The organism is Enterobacter cloacae complex sp. 2021EL-01169, from assembly GCF_020733125.1.
In the GTDB taxonomy this organism is placed as follows: Bacteria; Pseudomonadota; Gammaproteobacteria; order Enterobacterales; family Enterobacteriaceae; genus Enterobacter; species Enterobacter roggenkampii.
Genome location: NZ_JAJFTC010000002.1, coordinates 257,019 through 277,370 on the forward strand (window position 1 = coordinate 257,019; position 20,352 = coordinate 277,370).

Here is a 20,352-nt window from a genome sequence, read left to right on the forward strand (position 1 = left end):
TTAATATTAACGTCCACCTGGCTCCGTGCCGGATGGGGTTGTTTCACATACCCGCCGTCAATCCATTGCAGCGGGGGTACTGCTAAATCGGTCGCGATTACGCGAGTGCCAGTTTTTGGCGCGCATATTGTAGCGCTTTTTCAATCACTTGCTCAATAGTTAAACTGGTTGAATCCAGAACTAATGCATCTTCTGCTGGAACAAGTGGGGCGACGGCGCGGTTACGATCGCGGTCATCGCGCTCTTTTATCTCGGATAAAAGGCGATCAAAGTTAACACTAAACCCCTTTTCCTGCAACTGAAGCATGCGGCGTTGAGCGCGTTCTTCCGAAGAGGCGTCAAGGAAAATTTTCACAGGTGCATCAGGGAATACCACGGTTCCCATATCGCGTCCGTCCGCGATCAAACCCGGTGCTTCACGGAACGCGCGCTGACGACGTAACAGCGCCTCACGAACGCGCGGGAAGGCCGCTACCTGAGAGGCCGCATTCGCCACTTCCTGAGTACGGATTTCCCCGCTCACGTCTTCCCCTTCAAGGATGACTTCCAGGTTGCCATTGGTCGACACGAAACGCACATCAAGATGCGCAGCCAGCGGAACCAGCGCTTCTTCTGACGCCACGTCCACATGGTGATGCAGCGCAGCCAGAGCCAGCACGCGATAGATTGCTCCCGAATCTAAAAGATGCCATTGCAATGCTTCCGCCATCGCTTTGCACAGAGTCCCTTTCCCTGCGCCACTAGGCCCGTCAATGGTGATTACCGGGGCAATTGCCGTCATCTTTTTCTCCTTAAATAAGGCATACCGTTTACATGAACGCCGCGCATTATACGCGTCAACGTGCGCAACTGTTACCTTTGCGTGCAAATTACGGATTGATTGAAGCAGAGTGTAGAAGAAATGAACGGAAGTGTTCGTCAGGAAGCGTAAGGAAATGCCGCATCAGGTGATGCGGCAAGCGTCATCAGGCCAGCGTGCTAATGCGTGCCAGCTGTTCAAAGTAGTCCGGGAACGTTTTCGCCGTACATTTCGGATCGAGAATGGTCACAGGCGTGTCGGACAGTGCCACCAGCGAGAAGCACATCGCCATACGGTGATCGTTGTAGGTGCCGATCTCGGCAACCTGCAGTTTTGCAGGAGGCGTGACGCGAATGTAGTCTTCGCCCTCTTCCACCTCAGCACCGACCTTACGCAGTTCGGTCGCCATCGCAAACAGACGGTCAGTCTCTTTTACGCGCCAGTTGTAGATGTTACGCAGCGTGGTGGTGCCTTTTGCAAACAGCGCCGCCGTGGCAATGGTCATCGCCGCATCCGGAATATGGTTCATGTCCATGTCGATGGCCTTCAGCTCGCCGTGAGTACAGGAAATGAAGTCATCACCCCAGGTCACAACCGCGCCCATTTTTTCCAGCACGTCCGCAAAACGAATGTCACCCTGCACGCTGTTGCGACCAATACCGGTCACCTTCACGGTACCGCCTTTGATCGCGCCTGCAGCCAGGAAGTAAGATGCCGACGAGGCGTCGCCTTCAACAAGATAGCTGCCCGGAGACTGATACTGCTGCGCCCCACGCACGACAAAACGCTGATAAGACTGGTTTTCCACCTCAACGCCGAAGGTTTTCATCAGGTGCAGCGTGATATCGATATACGGTTTGGAGACCAGCTCGCCTTTAATCGTGATAACCGTATCCTGCGGAGCCAGCGGTGCGGTCATCAGCAGCGCGGTCAGGAACTGGCTGGAGACGCTGCCGTCCACCTCGACGTGACCGCCGGTAAAGCCCCCGCGCAGACGCAGTGGCGGATAATTTTCCTGCTCCAGATACTCGACCTGCGCGCCGCCCTGACGCAGGGCATCCACCAGATGGCCAATCGGACGCTCTTTCATGCGCGGCTCGCCGGTCAGCACAATGTTGTTGCGCCCAAGACACAGGGCCGCCGCCAGCGGACGCATCGCGGTACCCGCGTTGCCCAGAAACAGCTCAAGCTCTTCACCCGTCTGCAGCGCGCCGCCGTTGCCGGTCACTTCGCAGCGGGTACGATCGTCGGAGAGAGTGTAATGAACGCCCAACGCTTTCAGCGCATTGAGCATATGGCGCACGTCATCGCTGTCCAGCAGGTTTGTAAGGACGGTGGTGCCGTTTGCCAGTGCTGCCAGCAGCAGAGCGCGGTTCGAGACACTTTTTGAACCAGGCAGATTAATGGTGCCATCTACCCGCGCGATAGGTTGTAACGTCAGGGATTCCATGAAAACTTAACTCTCAACTCAACATAATAAAAACCCCGCAGCAGGGCTACGGGGGTGAAAACAGCGCAATTAACCGTGGCGACGTTCGAAGTCGATCATGAAATCGGTCAGCGCTTTAACGCCTTCCAGCGGCATCGCGTTATAGATGGAGGCACGCATGCCGCCCACGACACGGTGACCTTTCAGCGCGTGCAGGCCGGCCGCGAAGGACTCTTCCAGGAACACTTTATCCAGGTTGCTGTCCGCCAGCTGGAACGGCACGTTCATGCGGGAACGGTTAGCTTTCGCCACGTCGTTGCGGTAGAAATCGCTCTTGTCGATCACGCCATACAGCAGTTCGGCTTTCTGTTGATTCACTTTGTCCATCTGCGCCACGCCGCCGTTTTGCTTCAGCCATTTGAAGACCAGGCCGGAGAGGTACCAGGCAAACGTCGGTGGGGTGTTGAACATAGAATCGTTGTCGTTCAGCACGGTGTAATCAAGAATCGACGGGCAGGATGTATGTGCTTTACCCAGCAGGTCTTCACGCACGATAACAATCGTCAGGCCTGCAGGGCCGATATTTTTCTGCGCGCCCGCGTAGATCACGCCATAACGGCTGACGTCAATTGGCGCAGACAGAATGGTGGAGGAGAAGTCAGCGGCAACCACGACGTCTTTACCGAAGTTCGGCGTCTCGTCGATGGCAATCCCGTCAATGGTTTCGTTCGGGCAGTAGTGCAAATACGCTGCGTTATCAGAAAGCTGCCATTCGCTCATTGGCTTCACGGCGCGCAGGCCGTCAACGGTCACTTTGGCGTCAATCACATTCGGCGTGCAGTATTTGTGCGCTTCTTTCACCGCACTGGCCGCCCAGTAGCCTGCGTCAACGTAGTCTGCCGTCGTTTTATCGCCCAGGATGTTTAGCGGTACGCCTGCAAACTGGCCGCGCCCGCCGCCGTGACTGAACAATACTTTGTAGTTCGAGGGAATATTCAGCAGATCGCGAAAATCCTTTTCTGCCTCTTCCGCCACCTGAATAAACTCTTTACCCCGGTGGCTGATTTCCATCACCGACGTTCCCAGACCGTTCCAGTCACAAAGTTCCTGTTGAGCCTGTTTAAGCACGTCTGCCGGTAACATTGCCGGACCTGAACTGAAATTAAAGACTTGAGCCATTTCCCCTCACCACGCTAAAAGCCATAAGTTATAACTGTGGATATCGGTTTTATCATTCAGTGACACGCGCCGCAATGTCTAAAACTTATGACCCGTGAAATGTGCCCCGCGTCACACAAAACAATCTGCCGCCTCGCCAGGACAAAACCGACAAAATGGCTGTCAGGTGATGCGTTTAGCCCGGCTAACCTTCGTCCATTCCGGATTTGCACAGCGGGGGCATAATTGACGATCCCCCGGCTGCATCGCGACGACATGGCTACATCTCACGCAGGCATACTCGCCTGACTCAGGTACGGTTCTGAAACGCTCGACCAGCATATCCGGCAGGATGCACAGTCCCGGCCTCACCTCATCGTCAGAATAGTAATAGACGCTGATCTGCCCGTTGGTCTCCATGATCGCCAGACGCACCTGCCCGAGCTGTTCCACGCTGTTGAGGCGTAGCTCCATAAAAAACTCAAACTCGGTCATATTGGCGCTTTGCACATTTTCCCAGGCCAGCTGACCGTCCTCGACGATAACGACCGGCTTCCCTTCAAGCAGATCTTCCAGCTTTTCACTTTTCGACATCAGCCACATGACAAGGCGGTAAAGCAGCGCCAGTGTGACAAAAACGATAAATACCGGCACCATCGGCACATCATCATAGAAGGCGACATCCCCCGCCGCGGAACCCAGCGTCAGGATGATCAATACTTCAAAAAGCGACATCTGCCGCACGCCGCGACGACCGGTGATTTTAAGAAACAGGAAGACCAGAACGAAGGTATACAGACTACGCAGCGCCACTTCGCCTAAAAATTCAGGGGGGACTTTATCAAACGCCATCCGCTGGAGATCGAATGCTTTCATTTTTCTATGCCTTAACAGTGAGTTACTGACAATAAGCATAGCCCAGTCTTTTATTTTCGCCGGAGATAGCACCCGTCACGCAAAACCCGTATCATTGCGCGCTTTACGTACGATAAAAGTGAACGCCATGACTCAAACGTTTATCCCCGGCAAAGACGCCGCTCTGGAAGATTCCATCGCTCGCTTCCAGCAGAAACTGACCGACCTGGGTTTTAACATCGAAGAAGCCTCCTGGCTCAATCCGGTGCCTCATGTCTGGTCTGTGCATATTCGCGATAAAGACTGTGCCCTGTGCTTTACCAACGGTAAAGGCGCGACAAAAAAAGCGGCACTGGCCTCCGCGCTGGGTGAGTATTTTGAGCGTCTGTCCACCAACTATTTCTTCGCTGACTTCTGGCTGGGCGAAACCATCGCCAACGGCCCGTTCGTTCACTATCCGAACGAAAAATGGTTCCCGCTGACCGAAGACGATGAACTACCGGAAGGAATTCTCGACGCGCGCCTGCGTGCCTTCTACGATCCGGAAAACGAACTGACCGCCAGCATGCTGATCGATCTGCAGTCCGGTAACGACGATCGCGGTATTTGTGCCCTGCCGTTTACCCGTCAGTCTGACGAGCAGACCGTCTATATCCCGATGAACATCGTCGGCAACCTGTATGTGTCTAACGGCATGTCCGCCGGTAACACCCGCAATGAAGCGCGCGTGCAGGGGCTGTCTGAAGTCTTCGAGCGTCATATCAAAAACCGCATTATTGCCGAATCCATCAGCCTGCCTGAAATTCCGGCAGAGGTGCTGGCGCGCTACCCGGGCGTGGTGGAATCCATCGCCAAGCTGGAAGCAGAAGGTTTCCCAATCTTTGCGTATGACGGCTCGCTGGGCGGCAAGTATCCGGTGATCTGCGTCGTGCTGTTTAACCCGACCAACGGCACCTGCTTCGCCTCCTTCGGCGCGCACCCGGACTTCGGCGTGGCGCTGGAGCGTACCGTTACCGAACTGCTGCAGGGCCGTAGCCTGAAAGATCTCGACGTGTTTACGCCGCCAACGTTTGACGATGAAGAAGTGGCCGAGCATACCAACCTCGAAACCCACTTCATCGATTCCAGCGGCTTAATTTCCTGGGATATGTTCAAGCAGGACGCGGACTATCCGTTCGTGGACTGGAGCTTTGCCGGTACCACGGAAGAAGAGTTCGCGACGCTGATGGCGATCTTTAACGCGGAAGACCAGGAAGTGTACATTGCCGATTACGAGCACCTGGGCGTTTACGCGTGCCGCATCATCGTGCCTGGCATGTCTGATATCTATCCGGCGGAGGACCTGTGGCTGGCGAACAACAGCATGGGCGCGCATCTGCGTGAAACGCTGCTGGCTCTGCCAGGCAGCGAATGGGAGAAAGAGGATTATCTGAACCTGATCGCCCAGCTGGACGAAGAAGGCCATGATGATTTCACCCGCGTACGCGAACTCCTGGGCCTGGCGACCGGTAAAGACAACGGCTGGTACACCCTGCGCATCGGTGAGTTGAAAGCGATGCTGGCCCTGGCGGGCGGCGATCTGGATCAGGCCCTGGCCTGGACCGAGTGGACCATGGAGTTCAACCAGTCGGTCTTCTCTGCCGAGCGCACCAACTATTACCGCTGCCTGCAAACCCTGCTGCTGCTTGCACAGGAAGAGGATCGCGAACCGCTGCAATATCTGAATGCTTTCGTGCGTATGTACGGCGCTGAGGCCGTTGAAGCAGCCAGCGCAGCCCTGAGCGGCGAAGCGCCGTTCTATGGCCTGCAGGCCGTTGATAGCGATCTGAAAGCCTTCCCGGCGCATCAGTCACTGCTGAAGGCCTACGAAAAGCTGCAGAAAGCAAAAGCCGCTTACTGGTCAAAATAAGCGCACATAACATTACCAGCAGTAGGCGTATTCAATCGTCTGGGCTATATTACGGGGCAATTTCATTGCCCCTTTTTTTATTTCCTTCGGCAATGATTGTTGATTGTAATAATAAAGTTAAACACGGGTAAATATAATAATATTGATCTGGGCTTTACTGTTACTTTTTATGGTTAATACTCCATATTAATTAACTGATAAAGAGGTGGCCGAACGAAAAAATTCAACTCTTTTCATAACTTTTAAAATTTATTTTTATACGGATAATCAAATACTTACTCCGCATTTGCTGTAAATCCATACACATTGCGGGCCTATAAGCCAGGCGAGATATGATCTATATCAATTTCTCTTCTATAATGCTTTGTTAGTATCTCGTCGCCGACTTAATAAAGAGAGAGTTAGTGTGAAAGCTGACAACCCTTTTGATCTTTTACTCCCTGCTGCGATGGCCAAAGTTGCCGAAGAAGCAGGTGTCTATAAAGCAACGAAACACCCGATGAAGACGTTCTATCTGGCGATCACGGCTGGTGTGTTCATCTCTATCGCTTTCGTCTTCTACATCACCGCCACTACCGGTACTGCCGGAATGCCTTTCGGCATGGCCAAACTGATTGGCGGCATTTGTTTCTCACTGGGTCTGATTCTTTGCGTTATTTGCGGCGCCGACCTCTTCACCTCAACGGTGCTGATTGTCGTGGCAAAGGCGAGCGGAAGAATTACCTGGGGTCAGCTGGCACGTAACTGGCTTAATGTTTACGTGGGTAACCTGGTTGGCTGTCTGCTCTTTGTTTTGTTGATGTGGCTTTCTGGCGAGTACATGACCGCCAACGGTGGCTGGGGCCTTAACGTCCTGCAAACTGCCGACCACAAAATGCACCACACATTTATCGAAGCCGTTGCTCTCGGCATCCTCGCGAACCTGATGGTCTGCCTGGCTGTATGGATGAGCTACTCGGGTCGTAGCCTGATGGACAAAGCCTTAATTATGGTTCTGCCGGTTGCGATGTTCGTTGCCAGCGGCTTTGAGCACAGTATCGCGAATATGTTCATGATCCCAATGGGCATTGTTATCCGCGACTTTGCGAGCCCGGAGTTCTGGACCGCAGTTGGTTCATCCCCGGAAAGTTTCTCTCACCTGACTATTATGAATTTCATTACTGATAACCTGATCCCTGTCACTATTGGGAACATTATCGGTGGGGGTCTGTTAGTTGGGTTGACATACTGGGTCATTTACCTGCGTGGCGACGATCATCATTGATGGTTTTCTCAGGCAGTAAATAAAAAATCCACTTAAGAAGGTAGGTGTTACATGTCCGAGCTTAATGAAAAGTTAGCCACAGCCTGGGAAGGTTTTGCGAAAGGTGACTGGCAGAATGAAGTAAACGTACGTGACTTCATTCAGAAAAACTATACCCCGTATGAAGGTGACGAATCCTTCCTGGCTGGTGCAACTGACGCGACCACCAAGCTGTGGGACAGCGTAATGGAAGGCGTTAAACTGGAAAACCGCACTCACGCGCCAGTTGATTTTGACACCTCCGTTGCTTCCACCATCACTTCTCACGATGCTGGCTATATCAACAAAGCCCTTGAGAAAATCGTTGGTCTGCAGACTGAAGCACCACTGAAACGCGCAATCATCCCGTTCGGTGGTATTAAAATGGTTGAAGGTTCCTGCAAAGCGTATAACCGCGAGCTGGACCCAATGCTGAAAAAAATCTTCACCGAATACCGCAAAACCCACAACCAGGGCGTATTCGATGTTTACACCAAAGACATTCTGAACTGCCGTAAATCTGGCGTTCTGACGGGTCTGCCAGATGCATATGGCCGTGGCCGTATCATCGGTGACTACCGTCGCGTTGCGCTGTACGGTATCGACTTCCTGATGAAAGACAAGTACGCGCAGTTTGTTTCCCTGCAGTCCGATCTGGAAAACGGCGTAAACCTGGAAGCGACTATCCGTCTGCGTGAAGAAATCGCTGAACAGCACCGCGCGCTGGGTCAGATCAAAGAGATGGCGGCTAAATACGGCTGCGATATCTCTGGTCCTGCTACCAACGCTCAGGAAGCTATCCAGTGGACCTACTTCGGCTACCTGGCTGCAGTTAAATCTCAGAACGGCGCAGCAATGTCCTTCGGTCGCGTATCCACCTTCCTGGATGCCTATATCGAACGTGACCTGAAAGCAGGCAAAATCACCGAGCAAGACGCTCAGGAAATGATTGACCACCTGGTCATGAAACTGCGTATGGTTCGCTTCCTGCGTACCCCTGAATACGATGAGCTGTTCTCCGGTGACCCAATCTGGGCAACTGAATCCATCGGCGGTATGGGCGTTGACGGCCGTACTCTGGTGACCAAAAACAGCTTCCGCTTCCTGAACACCCTGTACACCATGGGTCCTTCTCCGGAGCCGAACATCACCGTTCTGTGGTCTGAAAAACTGCCTCTGAACTTCAAGAAATTCGCCGCTAAAGTGTCCATCGACACCTCTTCTCTGCAGTACGAGAACGATGACCTGATGCGTCCGGACTTCAACAACGACGATTACGCTATCGCTTGCTGCGTAAGCCCAATGGTTGTTGGTAAGCAAATGCAGTTCTTCGGTGCGCGTGCAAACCTGGCGAAAACCATGCTGTACGCAATCAACGGCGGCGTTGATGAAAAACTGAAAATGCAGGTTGGTCCTAAGTCTGAGCCGATCAAAGGCGATGTGCTGAACTATGACGAAGTCATGGAACGCATGGACCACTTCATGGACTGGCTGGCGAAACAGTACGTCACTGCGCTGAACGTTATCCACTACATGCACGACAAGTACAGCTACGAAGCCTCTTTGATGGCGCTGCACGACCGTGACGTTATCCGCACCATGGCGTGTGGTATCGCAGGTCTGTCCGTTGCTGCTGACTCCCTGTCTGCAATCAAATATGCGAAAGTTAAACCAATTCGTGACGAAGACGGTCTGGCTATCGACTTCGAAATCGAAGGCGAATATCCGCAGTTTGGTAACAACGATTCTCGCGTTGATGACATGGCGGTTGACCTGGTAGAACGTTTCATGAAGAAAATTCAGAAACTGACTACCTACCGTAACGCTATCCCGACTCAGTCTGTTCTGACCATCACCTCTAACGTTGTGTATGGTAAGAAAACCGGTAACACCCCAGACGGTCGTCGTGCTGGCGCGCCATTCGGCCCAGGTGCAAACCCAATGCACGGTCGTGACCAGAAAGGTGCGGTTGCCTCTCTGACTTCTGTCGCTAAACTGCCGTTTGCTTACGCGAAAGATGGTATCTCTTACACCTTCTCTATCGTGCCAAATGCGCTGGGTAAAGACGACGAAGTGCGTAAAACTAACCTCGCGGGTCTGATGGATGGTTACTTCCACCACGAAGCGTCCATCGAAGGTGGTCAGCACCTGAACGTGAACGTCATGAACCGTGAAATGCTGCTCGACGCGATGGAACATCCTGAGAAATATCCTCAGCTGACCATCCGCGTATCTGGCTACGCAGTACGTTTTAACTCCCTGACTAAAGAACAGCAGCAGGACGTTATCACCCGTACTTTCACTCAGTCCATGTAAGTGGAATTGACTGAAATCACGCGTTAACAAGCGTACAATAAAGGCTCCACATCAGTGGGGCCTTTTTAGCACCCTCTCCACCTCAGTCTCTTTTGTCCGCTATCTATACTGAATGGATAACAGCCAAAACAGACTTAACACAGCCGGCTTTGAGCTGTGCATACACAGGCCCCGGACGGGCCGATGATGGAGATATCACCGCAATGTCAACTATTGGTCGTATTCACTCCTTTGAATCCTGTGGCACCGTCGATGGCCCGGGTATCCGCTTTATCACCTTTTTCCAGGGCTGCCTGATGCGCTGCCTGTACTGCCATAACCGCGACACCTGGGACACGCACGGCGGTAAAGAAGTCACCGTCGACGATCTGATGAAAGAGGTGGTGACCTATCGCCACTTTATGAACGCCTCCGGCGGCGGTGTGACCGCGTCCGGCGGTGAAGCCATTCTTCAGGCTGAGTTTGTCCGCGACTGGTTCCGCGCCTGCCATAAAGAAGGCATTCATACCTGCCTCGACACCAACGGCTTTGTACGTCGCTACGATCCGGTGATTGATGAACTGCTCGAAGTGACCGATCTGGTGATGCTCGATCTCAAACAGATGAATGATGAGATCCACCAGAATCTGGTGGGCGTCTCCAACCACCGCACGCTGGAGTTTGCCAAATATATTGCCGACAAGGGCATCAAAACCTGGATCCGCTACGTGGTTGTTCCTGGCTGGTCAGATGACGACGACTCCGCGCACCGCCTGGGAGAATTTACCCGCGACATGGGGAACGTCGAGAAAATCGAGCTTCTGCCCTATCACGAGCTGGGTAAACATAAATGGGTGGCCATGGGTGAAGAGTACAAGCTTGATGGCGTGAAGCCGCCGAAAAAAGAGACGATGGAACGCGTCAAAGGTATTCTTGAACAGTACGGTCACAAAGTGATGTATTAAAGAAAAGGCCTGGTGAGAACCGGGCCTTTTTTATTCTATTTAAAGACGCCGTTAATAACGGAAGTCACAATCGCAGTACTCAGCGCAATTAAGACCAGGTCGTCACCCACTACGCGCCATTCGTAGCCGGGATAGGAAGGAAGCTGGTCCAGCATTGAGGCCGGAACGGCCTTCTTCGCAATACCCGGAGGCAGTGGTTTACCGCGCGCCAGGTTTTTTGCGATCCCCGGGGGCAGTGACTTATAGCCCGTTAAGCCGTAATTCACGGCCAGATGACGGACATGATCGAAGCTCACGCGAGCATCAACGTCATTACCGACATCTTTGCTGTTTTTGAAGTTCTTATCCGATTTTCCAGGGTTATCCTGTCCGCTATTTTGCTTATTACCATGGTTACCGGAGTTACCAGAATTCCCGTTACCATGATTGCCGCCATTACCTTGTCCGCCACCGTTTCCGTGACCACCGCCGTTCCCGTTGCCAGGATTAGCCATGACCGGAGCCGTTGCAAACGTTAAAGACAACACTACGGCAAGTGCGGTAGTGGAAAAACGACGTATAGACATGATTGTTGCCTTTTAGTGGTAGAACTCATTTGAATTATCGCCAGGGGGGAAAAACAAACAATACGTAAAAGTCTTATATGTGACAGGGACAAAAAAGCCTGTCGATGACAGGCTTTTATTTAATCAGGCGTGTGCCACCGGCGTTGGATGTTCGCCCGCTTTACGCAGCAGCATTAAGAGATAAATAAACGACACGCTGGCGATCATGATAAACAGTAAATTGTCGGAATAATTTTGCATCAGCATCGCGGTAAACGTCGGCCCTAATAAGCTGCCGATGGTATAGCTCAGTAACAGCGCCTGGTTCATTGCCACGAGCTGGTGATGTTCAACTTTCTCACAGGCCCACGCCATCGCGACCGGATAAAGCGTGAAACCTGCCGCTCCAAGAATAAACAGCGCAGGTGCCATCGCGGCATTGCTGAGCATGGCGAGGCATCCCATGATCACCACGAAGACCTGAACGCGCAGCACCAGCAGACGGCCAAAGCGATCAGCCAGACGGCCTATTGGCCATTGTCCAACAATACCCGCACTCACCATCACCGCCATCCAGAAGCCAATTCCGGAGTCGCTGACGCCCTGATGGTTCAGATAAAGCGGCATCAGGCCATAGAGCGAGCCCAGTACAATCCCCGAGATAATGCAGCCGTTAACGCCCAGACGCGCCTGACGCAGCCTCAGCATGGGCCAGACATGGGTTGCTTCCTGGTGTTCACTGTTCTGGTTCACAATGCGGGTAAAGAGCAGCGGCAGGATTGCGGCCAGCACCATGCCCGTTACCCACGGCAGAACGCTCATCAGGTCGGTTGGCAGCTTGCTCACCATCAGTTGTCCCAGCACGGTGCCGACATAGTAAACCATCATGTAGGCAGCCAGCAGGCGTCCGCGGTTGCGGGAGGTGCCGCTGCACATCAGCGCACTTTCAACGACCACCCAAATCATCGCGCAGCCAACACCGGCGATAAAGCGCCATGCCATCCAGCTCCAGAAGCCGACCATCAGGCCCAGCCCCGCACATCCGGCGGCGAAAATCAGCGAGGCCAGATAATAGCTGCGGTTAAAGCCAAAGCGCTTAATCAGGCTCCCGGTCACCAGGGTTCCAAGAAGGTTGCCGGTAAAAAAGGACGAGCTGACCATACCCACCTGCCAGGTCGGTAAGTTTTCATGGGCGAGCCACAGCGGGACGAGCGTATTTAACACTGCGATCGCCAGGGTCAACAAAAGCAGGCCACAGAGCAACAGCAGCACTGGCCGGGTATAGGTGGTCATGGATTAAAAACCGTGAGGAAGTTCAGATTTCGTGCGCATCATGCCACTGGCAAAAACAAAGTCAATCCACTGATTTAGCCGCCTCGCACAATATGTTCCCTGTCGATTTAAAAAACTTATCCTGCTAATGCCACGCCTGCTATAGATATTAATTATGTCTCTGTTTTCATTTATTAATGGGCAAAATTAAAACAAAACGACAGACGAAAAATTTCATGATCGAAAAAAGAAAAAGCCGGGCACTCTGGCCCGGCTTGATATAACCCAATACACCGTTAACTGGCGACAGCCATACCAACGGTCATATGCAACCCGTAGAACACGCCGCGACCAATCAGTTCACCCGCCAGTACCAGCACAAAAGCCAGTGACAGCAGCGGCAGCGCCGGCTGATAACCTTTGAGCTGAGGGGCAATCCAGAATACCAGCGCGGCGACCAGCAGAACGATACGCCAGGCCATCAGCGCACCGTAGTCCGGCACCAGGGCAGAGGCCTGCTGAATAGAGCTGTGAATGGTTGCCAGTTCAGAACCCTGCATCAGGGCGACTATCGCACTCACTACCAGCGCCAGCAGCGAAACAGCGGGCAGCAGACGCATTGCCCATCCGTCGACACCCGCCACGCGCAGCAGCAGGTAGCCCAGCAGCGGCCCGCCAATAAACATCGTCAGGAAGAAGCTCATTGGCGTCCAGACGCTGTACCAGGTGGGGACGGTATCGATGGTGTTATAGACACGCACCATCATCCACACGAACACCACGCCCAGCACCATGGTCACAATCAGCCACAGGCTGCGCAGACCCGCAGGCAACTTCTTCATAGCGGCCAGCAGCCAGCCCAGCCCACCGACGGCAAAGAAAATTGCGCCACTGGCGATCTCGTTACTGAGGGATGAGGCCCCCATGCGGTTCAGGGAGTTAAACGCGCGCATCGGCGAACCCAGGTGCAGCGTAGAGGCGATAAAGCCGATCCCCATCAGCACCCACAGGCCAAACATACTCAACACCAGGCGCTGCTGCTGTTCAGCGTTGAGACGACCTTTCAACAACGCCAGCGCGAGCACAATGAAGCCGCCCGCTACGCACTGACCAAAGACCGTGAAGATCATCAGCGGCCATTCATGCCATCCACTTCCCATCTCACACCTCCTTCGGATTTGCCAGGTAGCCGGTGGTGTCACCTGTAGGACGGCTGTTGGCGTTAGGTTTAATCACAATACTCGGCTTCGTGAAGTGCGCAGACGGCAGCGGTGCCACGGCGGCAAGCTGACCGTGTTTTTGACGCAGCTCTTCAATAGGACCGAAGTCCAGCGCGCGCAGCGGACAGGACTCGACGCAGATTGGCTTTTTGCCATCCGCTACGCGGGTGTGGCAACCGTCGCATTTGGTCATGTGGCCTTTAGCGGCGTTGTACTGCGGCGCGCCGTACGGACAGGCCATATGGCAGTAGCGACAGCCAATGCAGACATCTTCATCCACCACCACAAAACCGTCTTCTCGCTTGTGCATCGCCCCGCTCGGGCAGACTTTTGTACAAGCGGGATCTTCACAGTGGTTACAGGCAATTGACAGGTAATACGCAAAGACGTTCTGATGCCAGACGCCGTTATCTTCCTGCCAGTCGCCCCCGGCGTATTCGTAGATGCGACGGAAGCTCACGTCCGGCGTCAGGTCTTTGTAATCTTTGCAGGCCAGCTCGCAGGTTTTGCACCCGGTACAACGGCTGGAATCAATAAAAAATCCATACTGAGTTGTCATCGGTTACTCCTTAAACCTTTTCAACCTGGACAAGGTTAGTGTGGGATGGGTTACCCTTCGCCAGCGGCGACGGACGCTGTGTGGTCAGTACGTTAATACTGCCTGCCTGGTCGATGCGGTTGGCATCCGGGCTGTACCAGGCCCCTTCCCCTAACGCCACCACGCCGGGCATCATGCGTGGGGTGACTTTGGCTTCAATATGCACTTCGCCGCGACCGTTGAAGATGCGCACGCGATCGCCATTGCTGATGCCGCGCGCTTTCGCGTCCATCGGGTTAATCCACATCTCCTGGCGGCAGGCGGCCTTCAGCACGTCGACGTTACCGTAGGTAGAGTGAACACGCGCTTTATAGTGGAAGCCGGTCAGCTGCAGCGGGAATTTCGCCGTCAGCGGATCGTTATAGTTTTCAAAGCCCGGCGTGTAGATCGGCAGCGGATCGATAACATCCCCTTCCGGCAGCTCCCAGGTGGAGGCAATTTTTGCCAGCGCTTCGGAATAGATTTCGATTTTGCCCGACGGCGTGGTCAGCGGGTTCGCCTGCGGATCTTCACGGAACGCTTTGTACGCCACGTGGTGTCCTTCCGGATCGCGCTGTTTGTACATCCCCTGCTTGCGGAAGGTATCAAAGTCAGGGAGGTCAGGAATTGCCTTACGGGAGAGTTCATGCAGATGGCGCATCCACCCTTCCTGAGTACGCCCCTCGGTGAACTGCTGCTCAACGCCTAGACGTTTCGCCAGCTCAGAGGTCATCTCATAAATGGTTTTGCACTCGAAGCGCGGTTTAATCGCCTGGTCGGTAAAGATCACGTAGGACATGTTGCCGCAGGAGGCGTCCAGCGCGAAATCCATCTGCTCAGAGGCGGTGCAGTCCGGCAGCAGGATATCGGCATATTTTGCCGAGGAGGTCATGTGACAATCGATCACCACAATCATCTCGCACTTCTTGTCGTCCTGCAGGATTTCATGGGTGCGGTTGATTTCAGAGTGCTGGTTGATGAGACAGTTGCCGGCGTAGTTCCAGATCATCTTGATCGGCACGTCCAGCTTGTCCTTACCGCGCACGCCGTCGCGCAGGGCGGTCATTTCCGGGCCACGTTCAATCGCATCGGTCCACATAAACATGGAGATGCTGGTCTGAACCGGGTTATCCAGCGTTGGCATACGTTCAAACGGCACTTCATATGAGCCTTCACGCGCGCCGGTGTTACCGCCGTGAATACCGACGTTGCCGGTCAGAATGGAGAGCATGGAAATGGCACGGGTCGCAATTTCACCGTTCGCATGACGCTGCGGACCCCAGCCCTGGCTAATGTAGGCTGGTTTGGCTGAGCCAATCTCACGCGCCAGCTGAACGATACGCTCTGCCGGGATGCCGGTGATGGTGGACGCCCACTCCGGCGTTTTTGCCACGCCATCGCTACCCTGACCGAGAATGTAGGCTTTGTAATGTCCGTTTGCCGGTGCGCTGGCTGGCAGGGTTTTCTCGTCATAGCCGACGCAGTATTTATCCAGGAAAGGCTGATCGACGAGGTTCTCGGTGATCATCACCCACGCCAGCGCTGAGACCAGGGCCGCATCGGTACCCGGACGTATTGGGATCCACTCGTCTTCACGTCCGGCACCGGTGTCGGTATAGCGCGGATCGATGATGATCATGCGGGCATTGGATTTGGCGCGCGCCTGTTCGAGGTAGTAGGTTACCCCGCCACCGCTCATGCGGGTTTCCCCTGGGTTGTTACCAAACAGCACGACCAGCTTGCTGTTTTCGATATCTGACGGGCTGTTGCCGTCCGCCCAGCCGCCGTAGGTGTAGTTCAGTCCCGCTGCGATCTGCGCCGAGGAGTAGTCGCCATAGTGATTGAGATAACCGCCGCAGCAGTTCATCAGGCGCGCCACCAGCGTTTTTCCCGGCGGCCAGGAACGGGTCAGCGTGCCGCCGAGCGTCCCGGTACCGTAGTTCAGGTAGATGGATTCGTTGCCGTACTCTTTAATAAGGCGCTGCATATTGGTGGCGATGATGTCGTAGGCCTCATCCCAGCTAATCCGCTCGAACTTCCCTTCCCCACGCTTACCGACACGCTTCATCGGATATTTCAGGCGGTCCGGATTATAGACGCGGCGACGCATGGAGCGACCACGCAAACACGCACGAACCTGATGTAACCCTTCGTAGTTATCGTCCCCGGTATTGTCGGTTTCGACATATTTAATTTCGCCATCCACCACATGCATACGCAGCGGACAACGGCTACCGCAGTTAACGGTACAGGCACTCCACACCACTTTTTCCGGCGAAGTGGCCGGAGACAGAGCATCTGCCGCCGACGCCAGTCGGGTAAAAGGGAGCGTGAAGGCACTACTGGCTACGGCCAGGCCGCCTATTGCCGTGGTTTTCATCAACCCACGGCGAGTGACCTCGGCAGCCATTAATGCTTCAGGCGCGTTGATTTTCATAGAGACTCACTTTGGTTGCTCACAAAGAAAAGAGAGGCGGCGCAAACCGCTATGTAGTTTTATATATAACGAATATTATCGTTATCAGCTTTTTATGCTGGCTTTCATTCGAAGGAGTATTACTACTTTAGAGGGAGAGGTTATTGCGTCGTATCAAACCAAAGGCATAAAAAAAGCGCCCTGAGGCGCTTTTTTGTTTTAAGACAAATTATTAGCCGATGTACTGCTGGCCTTTCATGTATGGACGCAGCACTTCAGGGATCTCGATACGACCGTCTGCCTGCTGGTAGTTTTCCAGCACGGCAACCAGGGTACGGCCCACAGCCAGGCCAGAACCGTTCAGGGTATGCACCAGACGGGTTTTCTTGTCAGATTTGCTGCGGCAACGTGCCTGCATGCGGCGCGCCTGGAAATCCCAGACGTTAGAGCAGGAGGAGATTTCACGGTAAGTATTCTGCGCAGGTACCCACACTTCCAGATCGAAGGTTTTGCAGGCACCAAAGCCCATATCACCGGTGCACAGCGCCATACGACGGTACGGCAGACCCAGCAGCTCCAGCACTTTCTCCGCGTGGCCGGTCATCTCTTCCAGCGCGTCCATGGATTCTTCAGGACGGACGATCTGCACCATCTCAACTTTGTCGAACTGGTGCATACGGATCAGACCGCGCGTGTCGCGACCGTAAGATCCTGCTTCAGAACGGAAGCACGGAGAGTGCGCCGTCAGTTTGATTGGCAGGTCGTCTTCGTCGATGATCTCATCACGCACGAGGTTAGTCAGCGGCACTTCCGCGGTTGGGATCAGCGCGTAGTTGCTGCTGTCAGCTTCCTCGTCCAGCGGACGGGTATGGAACAGGTCGCCGGCAAATTTCGGCAGCTGGCCCGTACCGTACAGCGTATCGTGGTTGACCAGATACGGCACGTAGGTTTCGCTGTAGCCATGCTGCTCGGTGTGCAGATCCAGCATGAACTGCGCCAGCGCGCGGTGCAGATGGGCAATCTGGCCTTTCATTACCACGAAGCGAGAGCCGGTCAGCTTAACCGCTGCCGCAAAATCCAGGCCCGCGTGCATTTCGCCCAGCGTCACGTGATCGCGCACCTCGAAGTCAAACTCACGAGGCGTACCCCAGCGTTTCACTTCAACGTTGTCGTTTTCATCTTTACCGACAGGCACGCTGTCGTCAGGAATATTCGGGATAGCCAGGGCAATATCACGAATTTCGGCCTGAAGAACATCCAGTTCAGCTTTCGCCTGATCCAGTTCTTCACCCAGCTTGTTCACTTCCAGGCGTAATGGCTCAATATCTTCCCCGCGCGCTTTCGCCTGGCCGATGGATTTCGATCGAGAGTTACGCTCTGCCTGCAGATTTTCAGTTTGTACCTGCAGTACTTTACGACGCTCTTCAAGAGCGCGCAGCTTATCTACATCCAGCTTAAAGCCCCGGCGTGCCAGTTTTTCAGCGACTGCGTCTGGCTCATTACGCAGCAGATTGGGATCGAGCATGCTTATCCTGTGCTTATCGAATTAAAATAGGAAATGTGACCACAGCCTGCGGCCACAAGGATACAATTGCCAACATTACCGCAACGATTGAACTAACGGTAGCGTTTTATAGGGCTATTTTGATCCTGTCCGGCGAGCCAGGTGAGCTTTTCACCAATCTTGCCTTCAAGACCTCTGTTTGTGGGGTGATAATAGCGCGTTTGTGCCATCTCCTGCGGGAAATATTCCTCCCCGGCAGCGTAGGCATTGGGTTCATCATGAGCGTAGCGGTATTCCTGCCCATACCCCATCTCTTTCATCAGTTTGGTCGGCGCATTACGCAGATGAACCGGTACATCGTAGTCCGGGCGTTCGCGTGCGTCAGACATCGCGGCCTTAAACGCGGTATAGACGGCATTGCTTTTCGGCGCACAGGCCAGATAAACAATCGCCTGCGCAATGGCGCGCTCACCTTCTGCGGGTCCAACCCGGGTGAAACAGTCCCAGGCCGACAGCGCGACCTGCATGGCACGCGGGTCGGCATTGCCGACATCTTCTGAGGCAATCGCCAGACAGCGGCGCGCGATGTATAGCGGATCGCCACCCGCAGTAATAATACGCGCATACCAGTACAGCGCCGCATCCGGCGCGCTGCCGCGCACGGACTTATGCAGCGCCGAAATCAAATCGTAAAAACGGTCACCTTTATTATCGAAACGCGCGCTGCGTTCCCCGGCAATTTCGGTGAGCAGTTCCGGTTTTAGCACCCGCTTGCCGGCATCGTCGACCTCGGCCATGTCGGCCATCATTTCCAGCGTGTTCAGCGCCCGACGCGCATCGCCGTTAACCAGCTCGGCAATCGCACGACGCGTCTCGTCAGGCAGAACGATATCCTGTCCGCCGTAGCCGCGCGATTTGTCGTCCATCGCCTGAGTGAGAACCTTTTCGATATCCTCGGTCGTCAGCGATTTGAGCAGATAAACGCGCGCACGGGAAAGCAGCGCCGAGTTCAGCTCAAACGACGGGTTTTCGGTGGTCGCCCCAATGAAGAAGATCGTGCCGTCTTCAATATGCGGCAGGAAGGCATCCTGCTGGCTCTTGTTGAAGCGATGGACTTCGTCGACAAAAAGAATGGTGCGGCGTCCGGCGTTGCGGTTCTGACGCGCACGCTCGATAGCCTCACGGATCTCCTTCACGCCGGACGTCACCGCTGAGATACGCTCAACGTCCGCGTTGGCATATCGGGCAATCACTTCTGCAAGCGTAGTCTTGCCGGTGCCTGGGGGGCCCCAGAGGATCATGGAGTGCAAATGCCCCGCCTCAATGGCGCGCGGCAAGGGCTTCCCGGCAGCCAGCAGGTGCTGCTGACCGATGTACTGCGCTAAATTTTCTGGCCGCATACGGGCGGCCAGAGGTTGAAACGCGTTATCTGAAAAATCGAGCGACAGATTGCCCACTCACGCCTCTTACTTATTGCGTTGGTCGTCCACCGTTACGCCCTTCGGCGGGGTAAAGGTGAACTTCGATGCATCAACGGCGCCGTTCTGCTGAGATTTGAGCTGATAGCTGCTGCGCTGATCGTCCTGCTCAACCGCGCCGAACTGATTAATGGTACCGTTGGTGCTGACATTGATGGTGAACTGCTTCAGGTTGCCGTTGCTGCCTTTCGGCGTCAGGACAAACTCGTCACCCGTCTGTTTAATATTGTACTGCTGCCAGTCGCTGGCCTGGTTACGGGCAATCAGCATAAATGGCGTATTGCTGGTGGCATCTTTCAGCCAGGTCGCAGTAGCCTGCTCAACGAACGGGTTGTAGAACCATAAGGTTTTACCGTCAGACACCAGGATGCTTTCATCCGGCTGGGTCATGTGCCAGTTAAACAGATTTGGGCGTTTTACCCACAAGTCCCCCTGACCTTCCTGCACCGCGTTGCCGCTGCCGTCCGTCACTTTCTGCGTGAAGCTGGCGTGGAAGCTGCTTACTTTATCCAGTCGGCTTTTAAGGTCGCTGGCTGCATCAGCCCAGACGCTGCTGGCGACAAAACTGGTGAGTAATGCACAGGCGATGGCGATTTTTTTCATTGTTATTCCTTAAAATACGTCTTCCCGAAATGGGGTTTCCGTCTT

General features: G+C 54.2%; 16 protein-coding genes. 4 read left to right on the forward strand and 12 right to left on the reverse strand.

The features are described from left to right. Positions 1–97 precede the first annotated feature (97 nt). The 4 genes from cmk to LLF79_RS07675 form a co-directional block, all read right to left on the reverse strand. Positions 98–781 carry a (d)CMP kinase gene (cmk, locus tag LLF79_RS07660; RefSeq protein ID WP_008499967.1) on the reverse strand — a complete coding sequence of 228 codons (684 nt, stop codon included), beginning with the start codon at positions 779–781 and terminating at the stop codon, positions 98–100. A 184-nt stretch (positions 782–965) separates the two neighbouring features. Beyond that, positions 966–2,249 carry a 3-phosphoshikimate 1-carboxyvinyltransferase gene (aroA, locus tag LLF79_RS07665; protein ID WP_059360113.1) on the reverse strand — a complete coding sequence of 428 codons (1,284 nt, stop codon included), beginning with the start codon at positions 2,247–2,249 and terminating at the stop codon, positions 966–968. A gap of 69 nt (positions 2,250–2,318) precedes the next feature. Next, complete coding sequence (gene serC, locus LLF79_RS07670; RefSeq protein WP_227879341.1) at positions 2,319–3,407, reverse strand: 3-phosphoserine/phosphohydroxythreonine transaminase; 1,089 nt, start codon at positions 3,405–3,407, stop codon at positions 2,319–2,321. A gap of 162 nt (positions 3,408–3,569) precedes the next feature. Then, positions 3,570–4,262 (reverse strand): DUF421 domain-containing protein, encoded by a 693-nt coding sequence (locus LLF79_RS07675; RefSeq protein WP_023343682.1) that lies wholly within the window; start codon positions 4,260–4,262, stop codon positions 3,570–3,572. 127 nt (positions 4,263–4,389) lie between these two features. Here LLF79_RS07675 and ycaO point away from each other — a divergent pair, with 127 nt between their 5' ends. From ycaO to pflA, 4 genes are all read left to right on the forward strand, one after another. Then, positions 4,390–6,150 carry a 30S ribosomal protein S12 methylthiotransferase accessory factor YcaO gene (ycaO, locus tag LLF79_RS07680; RefSeq protein ID WP_023292885.1) on the forward strand — a complete coding sequence of 587 codons (1,761 nt, stop codon included), beginning with the start codon at positions 4,390–4,392 and terminating at the stop codon, positions 6,148–6,150. A 406-nt stretch (positions 6,151–6,556) separates the two neighbouring features. Then, the gene (gene focA, locus LLF79_RS07685; RefSeq protein ID WP_008499974.1) at positions 6,557–7,414 is read left to right on the forward strand and encodes a formate transporter FocA; all 858 of its coding nucleotides are present in this window, start codon (positions 6,557–6,559) and stop codon (positions 7,412–7,414) included. A gap of 51 nt (positions 7,415–7,465) precedes the next feature. Further along, on the forward strand, positions 7,466–9,748 hold the full coding sequence (pflB, locus tag LLF79_RS07690) for a formate C-acetyltransferase (RefSeq protein WP_008499975.1): 2,283 nt from the start codon (positions 7,466–7,468) through the stop codon (positions 9,746–9,748). A 203-nt stretch (positions 9,749–9,951) separates the two neighbouring features. Next, entirely contained in the window at positions 9,952–10,692 is a 741-nt protein-coding gene (gene pflA / locus LLF79_RS07695) for a pyruvate formate lyase 1-activating protein (RefSeq protein ID WP_008499976.1), read from the forward strand. Positions 10,693–10,727: 35 nt separating this feature from the next. On the opposite strand, the gene LLF79_RS07700 is transcribed toward pflA, so the two are convergent. The 8 genes from LLF79_RS07700 to lolA form a co-directional block, all read right to left on the reverse strand. Beyond that, positions 10,728–11,258 carry an anti-virulence regulator CigR family protein gene (locus LLF79_RS07700; RefSeq protein WP_023292887.1) on the reverse strand — a complete coding sequence of 177 codons (531 nt, stop codon included), beginning with the start codon at positions 11,256–11,258 and terminating at the stop codon, positions 10,728–10,730. Positions 11,259–11,381: 123 nt separating this feature from the next. After that, entirely contained in the window at positions 11,382–12,530 is a 1,149-nt protein-coding gene (locus tag LLF79_RS07705) for an MFS transporter (protein ID WP_008499979.1), read from the reverse strand. 275 nt (positions 12,531–12,805) lie between these two features. Next, positions 12,806–13,669 (reverse strand): dimethyl sulfoxide reductase anchor subunit family protein, encoded by an 864-nt coding sequence (locus tag LLF79_RS07710; protein WP_227879342.1) that lies wholly within the window; start codon positions 13,667–13,669, stop codon positions 12,806–12,808. A gap of 1 nt (position 13,670) precedes the next feature. Continuing rightward, entirely contained in the window at positions 13,671–14,288 is a 618-nt protein-coding gene (locus LLF79_RS07715) for a DMSO/selenate family reductase complex B subunit (protein WP_021240882.1), read from the reverse strand. A 10-nt stretch (positions 14,289–14,298) separates the two neighbouring features. Further along, positions 14,299–16,743 carry a dimethylsulfoxide reductase subunit A gene (gene dmsA / locus LLF79_RS07720; RefSeq protein ID WP_025912931.1) on the reverse strand — a complete coding sequence of 815 codons (2,445 nt, stop codon included), beginning with the start codon at positions 16,741–16,743 and terminating at the stop codon, positions 14,299–14,301. A gap of 211 nt (positions 16,744–16,954) precedes the next feature. Next, positions 16,955–18,247 carry a serine--tRNA ligase gene (gene serS, locus LLF79_RS07725; protein ID WP_008499983.1) on the reverse strand — a complete coding sequence of 431 codons (1,293 nt, stop codon included), beginning with the start codon at positions 18,245–18,247 and terminating at the stop codon, positions 16,955–16,957. A 92-nt stretch (positions 18,248–18,339) separates the two neighbouring features. Next, entirely contained in the window at positions 18,340–19,683 is a 1,344-nt protein-coding gene (gene rarA, locus LLF79_RS07730; RefSeq protein ID WP_227879343.1) for a replication-associated recombination protein RarA, read from the reverse strand. Between the two features lie 9 nt (positions 19,684–19,692). After that, positions 19,693–20,307, reverse strand: a complete 615-nt coding sequence (gene lolA / locus LLF79_RS07735) for an outer membrane lipoprotein chaperone LolA (RefSeq protein WP_021240884.1) — start codon at positions 20,305–20,307, stop codon at positions 19,693–19,695. Positions 20,308–20,352: the final 45 nt, after the last annotated feature.

What these genes read in the sequence shown, in the direction of transcription:
- cmk (WP_008499967.1), bottom strand. Translation starts at nt 781, where the DNA reads ATGACGGCAATTGCCCCGGTAATCACCATTGACGGGCCTAGTGGCGCA.
- aroA (WP_059360113.1), bottom strand. Translation starts at nt 2,249, where the DNA reads ATGGAATCCCTGACGTTACAACCTATCGCGCGGGTAGATGGCACCATT.
- serC (WP_227879341.1), bottom strand. Translation starts at nt 3,407, where the DNA reads ATGGCTCAAGTCTTTAATTTCAGTTCAGGTCCGGCAATGTTACCGGCA.
- LLF79_RS07675 (WP_023343682.1), bottom strand. Translation starts at nt 4,262, where the DNA reads ATGAAAGCATTCGATCTCCAGCGGATGGCGTTTGATAAAGTCCCCCCT.
- ycaO (WP_023292885.1), top strand. Translation starts at nt 4,390, where the DNA reads ATGACTCAAACGTTTATCCCCGGCAAAGACGCCGCTCTGGAAGATTCC.
- pflB (WP_008499975.1), top strand. Translation starts at nt 7,466, where the DNA reads ATGTCCGAGCTTAATGAAAAGTTAGCCACAGCCTGGGAAGGTTTTGCG.
- pflA (WP_008499976.1), top strand. Translation starts at nt 9,952, where the DNA reads ATGTCAACTATTGGTCGTATTCACTCCTTTGAATCCTGTGGCACCGTC.
- LLF79_RS07700 (WP_023292887.1), bottom strand. Translation starts at nt 11,258, where the DNA reads ATGTCTATACGTCGTTTTTCCACTACCGCACTTGCCGTAGTGTTGTCT.
- LLF79_RS07705 (WP_008499979.1), bottom strand. Translation starts at nt 12,530, where the DNA reads ATGACCACCTATACCCGGCCAGTGCTGCTGTTGCTCTGTGGCCTGCTT.
- LLF79_RS07710 (WP_227879342.1), bottom strand. Translation starts at nt 13,669, where the DNA reads ATGGGAAGTGGATGGCATGAATGGCCGCTGATGATCTTCACGGTCTTT.
- LLF79_RS07715 (WP_021240882.1), bottom strand. Translation starts at nt 14,288, where the DNA reads ATGACAACTCAGTATGGATTTTTTATTGATTCCAGCCGTTGTACCGGG.
- dmsA (WP_025912931.1), bottom strand. Translation starts at nt 16,743, where the DNA reads ATGAAAATCAACGCGCCTGAAGCATTAATGGCTGCCGAGGTCACTCGC.
- serS (WP_008499983.1), bottom strand. Translation starts at nt 18,247, where the DNA reads ATGCTCGATCCCAATCTGCTGCGTAATGAGCCAGACGCAGTCGCTGAA.
- lolA (WP_021240884.1), bottom strand. Translation starts at nt 20,307, where the DNA reads ATGAAAAAAATCGCCATCGCCTGTGCATTACTCACCAGTTTTGTCGCC.